Annotated in this window: 12 protein-coding genes and 1 tRNA gene; 9 read left to right on the top strand and 4 right to left on the bottom strand. The window is 40.9% G+C overall.

Annotation, left to right across the window (positions count from 1 at the left end; genetic code table 11):
• Positions 1-82 precede the first annotated feature (82 nt).
• The 3 genes from AC1DDK_RS09820 to AC1DDK_RS09810 all read left to right on the top strand — a co-directional run bounded on the left by AC1DDK_RS09820 (position 83) and on the right by AC1DDK_RS09810 (position 2,975).
• Entirely contained in the window at positions 83-511 is a 429-nt protein-coding gene (locus AC1DDK_RS09820; RefSeq protein WP_172663608.1) for a VOC family protein, read from the top strand.
• Positions 512-540: 29 nt separating this feature from the next.
• Positions 541-1,137: a hypothetical protein gene (locus AC1DDK_RS09815; protein WP_337714997.1), complete on the top strand. Its 597-nt coding sequence runs from the start codon at positions 541-543 to the stop codon at positions 1,135-1,137.
• Between the two features lie 479 nt (positions 1,138-1,616).
• Positions 1,617-2,975, top strand: coding sequence for an IPT/TIG domain-containing protein (locus tag AC1DDK_RS09810; protein WP_337714995.1), 1,359 nt, complete (start codon positions 1,617-1,619; stop codon positions 2,973-2,975).
• Between the two features lie 3 nt (positions 2,976-2,978).
• Here AC1DDK_RS09810 and AC1DDK_RS09805 read toward each other — a convergent pair whose 3' ends face one another.
• Positions 2,979-3,290 (bottom strand): hypothetical protein, encoded by a 312-nt coding sequence (locus AC1DDK_RS09805; protein WP_337714993.1) that lies wholly within the window; start codon positions 3,288-3,290, stop codon positions 2,979-2,981.
• Positions 3,291-3,293: 3 nt separating this feature from the next.
• Entirely contained in the window at positions 3,294-3,533 is a 240-nt protein-coding gene (locus AC1DDK_RS09800) for a hypothetical protein (protein WP_337714991.1), read from the bottom strand.
• Positions 3,534-3,637: 104 nt separating this feature from the next.
• Here AC1DDK_RS09800 and AC1DDK_RS09795 point away from each other — a divergent pair, with 104 nt between their 5' ends.
• Together AC1DDK_RS09795 and AC1DDK_RS09790 are read left to right on the top strand one after the other, a co-directional pair.
• A complete protein-coding gene (locus AC1DDK_RS09795) occupies positions 3,638-4,222 on the top strand; it encodes a sensor histidine kinase (RefSeq protein ID WP_337714988.1) in 585 nt (194 codons plus the stop codon).
• Positions 4,219-4,836 (top strand): response regulator transcription factor, encoded by a 618-nt coding sequence (locus AC1DDK_RS09790; protein ID WP_337714986.1) that lies wholly within the window; start codon positions 4,219-4,221, stop codon positions 4,834-4,836. Before AC1DDK_RS09795 ends, AC1DDK_RS09790 begins: the two co-directional genes overlap by 4 nt.
• Positions 4,837-5,310: 474 nt before the next feature.
• Here the strand turns inward: AC1DDK_RS09790 and AC1DDK_RS09785 are convergent.
• Positions 5,311-5,395: transfer RNA gene (locus AC1DDK_RS09785), tRNA-Ser, on the bottom strand.
• A 319-nt stretch (positions 5,396-5,714) separates the two neighbouring features.
• Between AC1DDK_RS09785 and AC1DDK_RS09780 the strand changes: the two genes are divergently transcribed.
• Positions 5,715-8,120 carry a TonB-dependent receptor gene (locus tag AC1DDK_RS09780; protein ID WP_337714984.1) on the top strand — a complete coding sequence of 802 codons (2,406 nt, stop codon included), beginning with the start codon at positions 5,715-5,717 and terminating at the stop codon, positions 8,118-8,120.
• Positions 8,121-8,174: 54 nt separating this feature from the next.
• On the opposite strand, the gene AC1DDK_RS09775 is transcribed toward AC1DDK_RS09780, so the two are convergent.
• Positions 8,175-8,591, bottom strand: a complete 417-nt coding sequence (locus tag AC1DDK_RS09775; protein ID WP_172663454.1) for an EamA family transporter — start codon at positions 8,589-8,591, stop codon at positions 8,175-8,177.
• Positions 8,592-8,793: 202 nt separating this feature from the next.
• Here AC1DDK_RS09775 and AC1DDK_RS09770 point away from each other — a divergent pair, with 202 nt between their 5' ends.
• The 3 genes from AC1DDK_RS09770 (at position 8,794) to AC1DDK_RS09760 (ending at position 12,069) form a co-directional block, all read left to right on the top strand.
• Positions 8,794-9,168 (top strand): hypothetical protein, encoded by a 375-nt coding sequence (locus tag AC1DDK_RS09770; RefSeq protein WP_288880147.1) that lies wholly within the window; start codon positions 8,794-8,796, stop codon positions 9,166-9,168.
• Positions 9,169-9,348: 180 nt separating this feature from the next.
• Positions 9,349-10,593 carry an efflux RND transporter periplasmic adaptor subunit gene (locus tag AC1DDK_RS09765; protein ID WP_172663452.1) on the top strand — a complete coding sequence of 415 codons (1,245 nt, stop codon included), beginning with the start codon at positions 9,349-9,351 and terminating at the stop codon, positions 10,591-10,593.
• A gap of 9 nt (positions 10,594-10,602) precedes the next feature.
• Positions 10,603-12,069: a TolC family protein gene (locus tag AC1DDK_RS09760; RefSeq protein WP_337714982.1), complete on the top strand. Its 1,467-nt coding sequence runs from the start codon at positions 10,603-10,605 to the stop codon at positions 12,067-12,069.
• Positions 12,070-12,201 lie beyond the last annotated feature (132 nt).

Raw genomic sequence — 12,201 nt, 5'->3', positions numbered from 1 at the left:
AAATGGTGGGGCACATTCGCAACGTGAATGCTTAAAACCGGAGAATACTAGTATAAAATTTAACCATTTAAATAGAATAACTATGAGAGCAATTAATCCGTGGATAAACTTCAATGGCAATGCCGAAGAAGCATTCACTTTTTACAAATCAGTTTTTGGCGGAGAGTTCGCAAAGATCATTCGTTTTAAAGATTTAGCAAGTGCTGAATTTTCGATAGCAGAACATGAGGCTAACAAAATCATGCATATTGCTTTGCCTATTGGCAAAAAGAATGTATTAATAGCCAATGACGTTCCCGAATTTATGGGACAGGTAAACGAGAACGAAAACAGATCTAAAATAGTGGTCAGTGCTGAAAGTAGAGAAGAGGCAGACCAGATATTTAGCGGCCTATCTGTAGGGGGCGAGGTTGAAGGGCCTATGGGTGACAGCCCTTGGAATACATACGCCGGAATGTTTAGAGACAAATATGGTATTGAATGGATCGTGGAATTTGATCCGAGCTTATAGCGGACAAGTTTACTTCAAAATAGTCATTTATGAAAACCTATCGCTTCCATTTTAATAATAGCCAAAAAAGTTCAACTATTCTGTTTTGGTTTTTTTCCACGTTGCTGACCCTTTCACTAACAGTCCTAACCATCGTTTTACCGTCGCATCCGAACCCACTTTTCCCGACCTGGCTATTACTGATCTCCTTGCCGTTAATGTTAATAGCTATTTACAGACTGTTTAAAGTGGTATCTGAAAGGAAGTCGACAGACATCGTTTCACTAAGTGAAGAAGGCTTTACCAGCTCCTGTTTCGGCTCTGTTTTGTTTTTAGAAATACACTCCATTCGGGTTCCTGTAAGGGAAATAGGACTATTGGGGGGGCTACAGCTCGACTATTACAAAAAAACTGAAGCTGATATGCCTTACCTGGAATTTTCGGTCACCACTCGGAATGGAAAAACATTAAAATGGATATTAAATGAGTGGGGTGGGCTTTATAATTCGAAAGAAGAGTTTTCAATTTTCTTTAATTTTCTCACAGCGCTAACCAATCATCTATATCTACTTTATCATGCTAAGGAGGAATATAACAGGTATTTAAAAATTCTTGACGAAAAAGGTTGCTGGGAAAAGCGAGGTTAAATTTCCATGCCGTCTGTTGTGAGGATACGGGTCATCTTGCTGCAGCTATTTCACCAATGGCGAAACTAAATTTGAATTGACTTACGAACGCTGGATTCATCGTCCTTTATAAAAGATGGATGTACTCCAAATTATTTGCCGGAATTCATAGCTATTGAAAGTAATAAACGAAGCCTTTAACGACTTGTGTGAGTAGTACTACAAAGAAAAGTATTTCAATGGAACAACCTATTGTGATCAGGAAGCAGCACTATCTGAGTCGCTGCTATGATTACAATACCCAAATATGGGTATTGTAGCCTATTTACTAAAGTCGTAGTTTCGTATAAGATCAATCTCGATAAAGCAATTTTATCCCCCTCTTATTGTGATGCGAACATACTGCTTTAAATGATGTTATAAATGCAAGAAGGAGGATCAAAAGCTGGGCTGATAGTTTACTTGTACTCGTGACTCAATGAGAATAAACTTTGAAAACTATGAAGAAAAAATCACGAAATTACCTGGCTATAATCGGTATAATTGTTACGGCCATTTTTACAGTGCAATGCAAAAAAAGCGCGCCCATAAATACCACTCCGATAAAGACTGTTATTACTAATATTAGTCCTTTACAGGGGATGAAGGGAACGATTGTAACGATTACAGGTGCTGGCTTTGACACCGTTCTGCGTACGACCAGTGTAAAATTTAATAGTAAATCTGCCACCATAAAGTCAATAACAGCTACCCAAATGATCGTTGTAGTACCTGAAGAAGCTACCACCGGTCAGATTACGGTAACTAATAAGGATACGGTCATCCTATTTCCTGCAAATTTTACGGTTAGATCCTTTGTTATCACTAAAATTCCGGCCGATAATGCGTTTGATGGTGCCTCTATCGTAAACATGGCTGCCGACGTCACCGGAAATGTCTATGTGAATACCAATACGGACACCGTTTTTAAAATATCCCCGGCTGGAGTTAAAAGTATGCTGACCAAAGTGGGCAACAGCAGCACTAAGTTGGGTGGCATAGCTGTAGACGGAGCAGGCAACGTTTATACGGTGGGAACTAATGATTTTAAAATATATAAAGTTACATCTGCTGGAGCAGTAAGCGTTTTTGCGGGCAGCGGCGTTTCAGGGTATGCTGATGCGCTTGGTACTGCAGCCCAGTTTACCGCTCCGGCAGGTATGACTATTGACGTTTCTGGAAATTTGTTTGTTACGGATGTTTATCGCGTTCGTAAAATTACCCCGGCAGGGCAGGTAAGTACCTTTGCGGGTAAGGCAACAGCCGGAAAAGTGGATGGCCAGGGTACCTCAGCCGCTTTTGGAAGCTATGGCAACCTGAATCATATTGCCACTGATGCCTCTGGTAATGTTTATGTAAGCGATGGTGATTATGATATCAGGGGTGTCGAGAGTAGCGCTTATTACATTCGTAAAATAACACCCGCCGGCATTGTAAGCACTATTGGGCCGATACCAAAGCAAATGGCTAGTTGGACGGGGGGCAAAGGGTCTGTAACTTTACGATTTACATCTATGCTTGCGGTAGATGTAGCCGGCAATTTATTTTTACCCGGATCGTCCTATAATAACGGCACGGTCGCATCAGGCGGCTGCTGTACATTTGGCCCGGTATTCATGGTAAACAAAGCATTAAATTCCTCAGAGTTTTACGATCTTACAGGTACGTTTTCATTTCTCACTATGAGCTATACCGGCATAACTTTCGACCCATCCGGAAATATGTACATCAGCGCCGCCGTCAACTATGGTCGCCGTATGTATGAGCCGTCAAGTATGGGCAAGACAGGGAGCTTGATTGTGAAATTTATGATCCAATAGATGTCATGTTAAAATAGGATGTAAACATAGTACCACATCAGTAAAAGTCGATTTGTTTACAAAATAAGAAAAGCCAGATAAATATAAAACTTTCCTTGCTGCCTCAACAATGTTAATAAAGGAACTGTCATTAAATACTGTTTCCAGAACGATGTCTTTTTTATCGGCTATGGCTTTTAAGGCAAGTTCTTTAGTCCGGCTTTTGTAAACATCTGTCATCAGAATTTCGAACCCCTCCAGTTCGTTCAATCTTGTTCGGATAAAAGTAGATTTGCCTGCAGCATTGCAGCCCGTGATAAAGATAAGTTCTGGCATACCTTAATTTAGCTTTTTAATAACTGTATCCTTAATCTCTTTAGGTATGCCATTAGCATCGCTTATGATTTCGATCTCTACCAGGTATTTTTCGCCTGTTGGAAGCTCTTTACACCAGTATTTGCCATATTCTTCAAATTGAGCGTAAAAGGGATTTCCCAATTCGAAGGCGCGCTGACGTCCAAGTTCATGCATGTTGCCCATGTTTTTTAAAAGGCGCTCAACAGTAGGTGTTTTTTTCATTTGAATAGTCTAGCTGGTACTTGATGATGTAAAGATACGGATTTGCAAAATAGTACGCATTATTTTGCAAAGTGTACGCGCCTGCATAAAAATCGCGAACGCGTTTGGCTAAAGATTTACACGATGGCCTGGGCGGTATGCTCTCAGGTTTAAAACACTCATTTGGACATATGCAAGGAAATTTAGTAATGACGCCGGAAAACGCAAGGGCATTTAATAGAAGTATGGATATGCTGGACAGTTCCATAAAAGAAATGCGCAGAGTGGCTCACAATATGATGCCGGAAGCCTTGGTAAAATTTGGTTTGGATACGGCTTTAAAGGATTTTTGTGCAGATATAAATCTTACTGGAGCATTGCAGGTCGATTATCAGTCTATTGGAATGGAAACGGCTAACCTTAATAATACAACAGCAATAACCATTTTTAGAATAGTGCAAGAATTGTTAAATAACACCATGAAACACGCTTCGGCTAATACTGCCATTGTGCAACTGGCTAAAAGCGACGGAATTATAACAGTAACTGTAGAAGATGATGGCAAAGGATTTAACCCGGATTTATTAACTGAAACGCGCGGAATTGGCTGGGCCAATATTAAAAATAGGGTTGATTTTTTAAAGGGAAAAATAGATGTTAAAAGCGAGCCAGAAAAGGGTACTTCGGTGTTAATTGAATTTAAGATATGAACGTTGTAAGTGTTTTAATTGTTGATGATCATTACCTGGTTATTGAAGGGGTTCGTTCGTTGCTGCAGGATGAAAAGCGTATTGAGTGGCTGGGACATGCTACTTCTACTGAATCTTGCCTGGCCTTTTTAAAGCATCACCAAGCCGATGTGATATTAATGGATATTAATTTAGGTAAAGAAAGTGAAATAGAGCTCTGTAAAATCATAAAAGAAAAGTACCCCGCTATTCATATTCTTGGTTTAAGCACCTTTAATCAGCAAAGCTTTATCAAAAAGATAATTGAAAACGGAGCATCGGGTTATGTGCTTAAGAATGCCACAAAAAACGAATTGTTAGCGGCTATTTTTACAGTGAGGATGGGAAGGTCCTATATGAGTAGTGATGCCTTTCAGCTACTCCGTGAACAGGAAAATAAAACAATTATCCTTACCCGGAGAGAAAAAGAAGTGCTGGAATTTATCGCCGACGGCCTAACCAATAACGAAATTGCGCTTAAACTTTTTGTGAGTGTAACTACAGTTGATACACACCGAAAAAACCTACTTTCTAAATTTCAGGCGCGTAACATTGCATCTTTGGTTAAAATGGCTGTGCAAACGGAACTTATCTGAAGCCTGTATTGTGCATTAGGTAAATCTTGAAGCGAAATCCACTGTCACGATAAACGCGGATTTAATGGCCAGATCTGCCGAAATGCCCACTTAGGCAACAATTAATTGCTGGGTGTAGAAGTAATAATGGCTAATATCGGGGAGAAACTGCCTGCTGATGTGATTAATGATGATATATCAGCCACATATTATTTGCATTTTTACAAATCCTTTGTAATAACTAAAAGATGTCAAGAGTAGAAGGCCAGAAAAGTACTTAATTTTTAAGTGAAATTTGCGCTTTTGACCGCTGAGGATGTCAATTGAAGGTGTTCGAATCCCTAATGCTCTTTGGGGGTTTAAGGGTCTATTTTAGCTCAAATCGTTAATACCTATCACAGGTTGTTCTTTTTTGTTGTTATATAAATCATTGATTATCAGTGTTGTGTAAAAATAAAAGCGCGTGTTCTAAAACACGCGCTTTTGTACTTACTGCGGAGAGCGAGGGATTCGAACCCCCGGACCTATGACAGTCAACAGTTTTCAAGACTGCCGCATTCGACCACTCTGCCAGCTCTCCGGCGCAAAAGTACAAACTCAAATTGATTCTACAAACTAAGATTCACATATATTTCATATTAAATTAATATGGGGAATATATAAATGCTTAATCCGTTGAAATACAACTTTTTTATAACAGTTAGCCTGAAAACAAAAGTTGAGAAGTAATATTGGATACGCATCGAAAACGATATTATCATGCCAAAATATGGTCTCGATCCGCAAAATATTGCTATTCTCGAGTCTCAGGAAAAAGAAGAATTCCTAAAGTAAAACAAAAAAGATGTGGTTCAACATTTCTTCAGATTTGAGATGCAGCTTTGGGTAAAAAGATAATCGTGTATAGATTTATTTCCCTTTTGCTTTTAATACTTCCTTTCTTTGTCAGTGCGCAGACCAGTTCAGGCGTTACCGTATCTGGAATGATCAGAGATGGCAATAAAATTGCCATTCCGTATGTGAATGTGGTTTTTAAAGCAGCTAAGGACAGCAGCTTTGTAGTTGGTACGGTTACAAACGATGAAGGTCGGTTCAGCCTGGCCGGCGTAAAAAACGGAAATTACATCTTGGAAATATCGATGGTGAGTTTTAAGACGATCAGACAGCCCTTTACAGCGGGCACATTGAGCAATTTCCTGGATCTTGGTTTAATTGAACTGGAAGAAGATGCCAAGGTCCTGAATGAGGTAAAAATCGTTGCCGGGCAATCCGATGGGGTCTCCGCTAGAATGGATAAAAAGACTTTTACTCTGGCCAATAATGCAACACAAACCGGAGGTTCAGTATTGCAGGCGATGCAAAATATTCCCGGGGTTACTATTCAGGATGGAAAAGTGCAGCTCAGGGGAAATGATAAGGTGGCCGTATTGATTGACGGGAAACAAAATGCGGTAACAGGTTTCGGCAGTCAGACGGGTTTAGACAATATCCCTGCATCTGCAATCGAAAGCATTGAAATTATCAATAACCCTTCAGCCAGGTATGATGCCAATGGGAATGCAGGAATCATTAACATCATCTATAAAAAGAACAGACAGGAAGGGTTTAATGGGAAAATAGGTCTGACCACCGGGCTGGGTGCCTTATGGATCAGGAAGGAAAACCTGCCTACCATACGTCCGCAATACCAGGCAACCCCAAAGCTGAACCCATCAGTCTCACTCAATTATCGTAAAAATAAAATGAATACTTTTTTGCAGGGCGACTGGTTGTACACCCAGACATTGAACCGAAATGATTTCGCTCAGCGTGTTTACGATGACGGAACGGTAATCAATCAGCAAGTGAAGCGGAACAGGACCACTACATTTTCTACGATTAAGACCGGAATGGACTGGAACCCGGATGATAGAAATACCTTCACACTTTCAGCTTATCTGAACAGGGAGAAGATTCTGGACAGGGGAGATATTCCCTACTTTAATAGTGATTTCTCAGTAAGGAACCGCCTTTGGCAGTTCCTCGAAGACGAGGTAAAATATACCGCGACAGCCTCAGCTTTGTACCAGCACAAATTTGTTCAGCCAGGGCATTTACTGAATGCTGGTTTCAACTATACGTTTCACAGGGAAGATGAAAAGTATTTCTTTACGAATATCATGCCCAGCTTCACAGGTGAGGATTCCTTTAAGCTGCTTTCTGACGAACATGTAGCAGATTTAAATCTGGATTATATCAGGCCTTTGAAACATGGCCGGCTGGAAGCCGGAATCAAATTTAGAAGAAGGACCATCCCCACGGATATGCAGTTCTTTCCTGGTCTGAATTCTCCTTTAGACGTAAATGCGGGTGGATGGGCCGATTATAAGGAAACCATTCCTGCAGTGTATGGTAATTATATATTTGAGAGCAATCGTTTTGAGCTGGAAGCAGGCCTGAGATTTGAATATGTAAAGGTCGAGTATGACGTGAACCCAAATCATAATACATATAGCAGTGATGGATATGACTATACGCGTCCCTTTCCCAATCTGAGATTATCTTATAAACTGAGCGATAAAAATAAGATTTCGGTATTTTACAATGAAAGGGTCGACCGTCCAAATGAAGTAGATATCCGGATCTTCCCTAAGTACGATGAACCAGAGGTGATTAAGGTAGGCAATCCCACCTTGCGTCCGCAGTTTACCAAAAGTATAGAACTGGGGCATAAACTAACATGGAATAAGGGGAGTGTATACTCTGCAATTTATCATAAGATGATTGATGCAACTATTACCAGGATTGCCACAGTGGTACCTGGTAATACCTTAATCTACAATATTTTTCAAAATGCAGGTGAAAGCCGGAATACTGGTGGGGAGATTACTTATCAGCAGGATGTGGCCACCTGGTTCTCGTTCAATACGGGTGTATCCCTATACCGAAACACGATAGATGCATTTACAATAAACAACAGATACCCTGTTCCCACACAATATACCATGCCAAGGGAGAGCATTACCTCATGGAATTCAAAGCTGAATGGGATGTTTAAATTACCTAAAAAAACAGAATTGCAATTTTCCGCCGTTTACTTGGCGCCTGATATCATTCCCCAGGGAAAAATAGGGTCGAGATTTTCAGTTGATATGGGTGTGAAAAAGCAGGTTCAAAATGGCAGGGGTGAATTATTTTTAAATGGTACCGATCTGTTCAATACGCTTAACCCAAGGAGAGAAGTGAGGGGCAATGGGTTTAGCCTCATCAGCACCGACTATCTGGAAACCCAGGTTTTTAGGCTGGGTTACAGTTATAAGTTTTAGTTCCTAAGAGCACTCTGGATCAATCCGGCATTTCCAGAAAAAGATCAATTTTTGCTATTGAAAAATGAGGATGATTGTGCCGCCAATGATCATGAGTACCGCAATTATAGTTTTGTATGTCAATGGCTCCCCAAGAAAGATAACCGATAAGATTAAGGCGATCGCAACACTGGCCTTATCTACAGGGGCTACTTGAGAGACCTTGCCCATTTGAAGGGCCTTAAAATAAAATATCCAGGACAGTCCTGTTGCCAGACCTGAGAGGATCAGAAATACCCAGTTTTGTTTGGTCAGGCCGGAAATGCCGGTCTGTCCACCTTTAAAGAAAACAATTGCCCAGGCCAATAACAGTATGACAACGGTTCTGATTGCTGTAGCCAGATTTGAATCGATACCTTTTATTCCAATTTTTGCCAGGACAGCTGTCAGCGCTGCAAAAAATGCAGAAAGTAATGCATATATCCACCACATATTTTATGCTTTGATGTTAAATATAGTTATAAGCCATTGTTTTCCGATAGCCTTAGCCTAAATCTTATTCTGTCTTGATTTTTCCAGGTCAACGGAAAATAGGCTTCAAATCCAACTTCAGAATTTCTCCTAAATTCAATGTTAGTTTTACTATGGGTAGGGCTGCATCTATAGACAATAAAAATAATCGCTACACAATCAAATGTATTCGAAAATCGGTAATCTCATCTGGAAGGAAATGAAAACACAGGGGTATACTCAGTTACAACTGACCGAGAAACTTGATGTACCTGGCCTTAAGCTTAGTCAGGTATTTAAAAGCGAAAAGATTGATGTATATCTCCTGGTGCAGATTTCCGGGGTGCTTAAAAGAAATTTTTTTCAGTACCTGGATCCTGAAGAACTGGATATCGCTTTGAATGTGGAGACGATCAAACAACTGAAAGGTAAGATCGTTGATTTAACCGAATTAAATCAACAACAGGAAGTAATTCTGCATAATTTGAATAGCCAAATCAGCCGCTTTCAGAAATTTCTTCAGCAATTGGATGAAAAAAAAAGCAAGCGTAGTGTCTGACATGTCTCTACCTCGACGCGTCCATTTGAATTTCCTATAAATCGCCCATTTCCTGTTCATTTTAAGACATACTGTCCACAATGAGACAGTTGAATTTTATAGCTTAATTGTAACTTGCTTATTTTTAGCTTGTTACTTCTGGCATTTCTATTGGAACATAGGGTTCAAATTAGTATACATATGGACCGTGAAATTTCATCCAAAGAACAAGCCAGGCGAAGAACCAGGATATACATTATCGGTAGTGTTGTTGCCCTGGCAATCGCTTTTGGGTTTATTCAATTTAGCAGTATCGTTGAGCCTGCAGTAAAAGGAAGTGCGCTCAGTACCTCAGTTGCAGAGGTAGGCAGGATGGAGGCGACCGTGCCTGCGTCAGGGATTATTACTCCCGAATATGAATTCACCATCAGCTCACCGGTAGATGCAAGGATTGAGCAGGTAATGTTTAATGCTGGCGAAAAGGTACTTGCCGGCCAATCCATTTTGCGCCTGAACAAGGAGTCAGCGTTGCTCTCCTTTGAAAAACTGAATGAGGAGCAGCATGTCAATCGTAACAAAATAAACCAATTGTCTCTGGGCCTGCAGAAAACCCTCGATGAGTTAAAGACTCAGTATTCCATTAAACAAATGAAAATCAGTAGTCTGGAAACGGCACTGGATCACGAACAATCACTCTTGGCGATTGGCGGGAGTACGGATGAAAATGTCAAACAGGCCCGCCTAACCTTAAATGTGGCACAACTCGAACTGAAGCAGATCAAAAACCAAATGGATAATCAGAAGGCAACAATGCAGGCCGATCTGAAAAGCCTGGGGTATGAAATCAACATTCGGGAGAAGGACATCAAAGGAATCAGTGATAAACTGAAAAATGCGTCCATTTCTTCGCCAAGAAACGGGGTAATCACCTGGGTCAATAGTAAGATCGGTGCAGAAATCAATGAAGGCGAAGAGTTGGTGCGTATTGCAGACCTGAGCAGTTTTAAGGTTGAAGCCAGCATCTCTGATACGTATGCTGATGAGGTTAAATCAGGTAGAACGGCTGTAGTCAGGATCGCTAAAACGGACTTGCTCGGGAATATTAGCAATGTACAGCCAGCTGTGGAGGATGGAACCGTGAAATTTTCAATTAACTTAAGCAATAAAAGTTCAAAGCTGCTCCGCTCTAACCTGAAGGTTGATGTTTTTGTCGTCACCTCTTACAAGGAGCATACCATAAGAGTTAAGAATGGCGCTGCGTTTAATGGATCCGAACAACAAAAGGTATTTGTGATTGAGGGCGACAATGCGGTGTCCCGCCAGGTGAAAGTTGGCGAAAGCAATAGCGATTATGTGGAAATTCTTTCAGGTCTTAAAGCAGGGGAAAAAGTCATCACCTCAGAGATGCAGGACTTTATTCATCTCAGTAAAGTTAAGATCAAATAGCTAAAACAAATGACACACAAAATCATGTTCAAAACCATCCTATTATTTTCAGCGATTCTCACGCCCATTCTCGGGAAAGGTCAGGGGGATAGTGATACCGTAAAATTAAAGTTGAACGATGTTATCGGTATCGCCAAAATGCATTCTACAGCAGCTGTACAGGCCGAGACCATTCGTGAAAATCAGTATTGGCAGTATAGAACATTTAAATCAAATTATAATCCACAACTTACGCTGGATGGGACTTTGCCACAATTTAGTAAAACCAATATCCCGGTGATCCAGCCAGATGGAACAGTAGAATTTAAGCCCGTGATTAACGATAATTCTCAAATCAACCTTGGCCTCACACAAAATATCAGTTTAACCGGCGGACAAGTATTCCTTGGCTCCAATGTATTGAGGTTCTCAGATTTCGACCGCAAACAAACCCGTTACAATGGGAATCCATTGATCATCGGCCTGAATCAGCCGTTGTTTGCCTTCAATTCTCTATTGTGGGATCAGAAGATCGAACCTTTGCGTTATGAAGAATCACAGAAAAAGTACAAAGAAGACATGGAAGTGGTGGGACGAGATGCCTCAGAACTGTTTTTTGGTTTGCTGATTGCCCAGATCAACAAGGATATCGCCGTTAAAAATCTGTCGAACAATGAGACCATTTACAAAATCGGTGAAGGCAAAGCAGCCCTGGGTCGGTTGTCCAAAGACGAACTGCTACGATTAAAACTGGGGGTGTTGAACGCAAGGAAAGCTGTGGCTCAGGCCAATGTGGATGCAGAAACGGCTGACCTTCAGTTAAAATCCTTTATTGGTTTTTCTGCGGATAACCAGATTAAGCTTATCCTTCCTGAACATCTGCTGACTTTTGAGGTAGATCCTGCAATTGCTGTCCAGCAGGCAAAAGATAACCGTCAGAAATCCATAGAGTTTAAACGGGCTTTGCTTGAAGCGGATAAGGACGTTGCCAAAGCACGGGGAGAAAACGGCCTGAAAGTAAACCTCTTTGGAACATTTGGATTGACCAATGTAGCGGATCGGCTTCCGGGAATATATAGCCGTGCTAAGGACCAGCAGGAAATAAGATTGGGTTTTCAGATCCCTATTCTGGACTGGGGACGTTCGGCTTCGAGAATTAAAACGGCACAGTCCAATCGCAAGTTGATAGCCGCAACCGTTAAGCAGGCACAAATAAACTTTGAGCAAGAGATCTATACCATTCTGAGACAGTTTGCGATGATCAAAGAACAAATGCAAACCAACGCAGAAGCAGATCTCACTGCAACCCAGCGCTATGAAATCGCGCAGAAAAGATACCTGCTGAACGACTTGAGCATTACCGATCTGAACATCGCTTTGCAGGAAAAGGATCAGGCACGCCGTGATTATATCTTTGCCTTAAGAAGCTTTTGGAGTGCCTACTTCAACCTTCGGCAGCTGACGCTTTATGATTTTACCACCAATAAAAAAATATAAGCCTTCTAATCAATAAATGACACCATAAAACCACAAAATCATATGAAAAACTTAATTCCTTTGCCAATAAAATGCCAGATGACCCCAAGACCAATTGATACTTATTTTGAAGGGTGAAAATGGAAAATTAGT

Source organism: Pedobacter sp. 05T44, assembly GCF_056395985.1.
The sequence above is the reverse complement of the archived record's forward strand: the minus strand, read 5'-3'. Positions and strand labels throughout refer to the sequence as shown.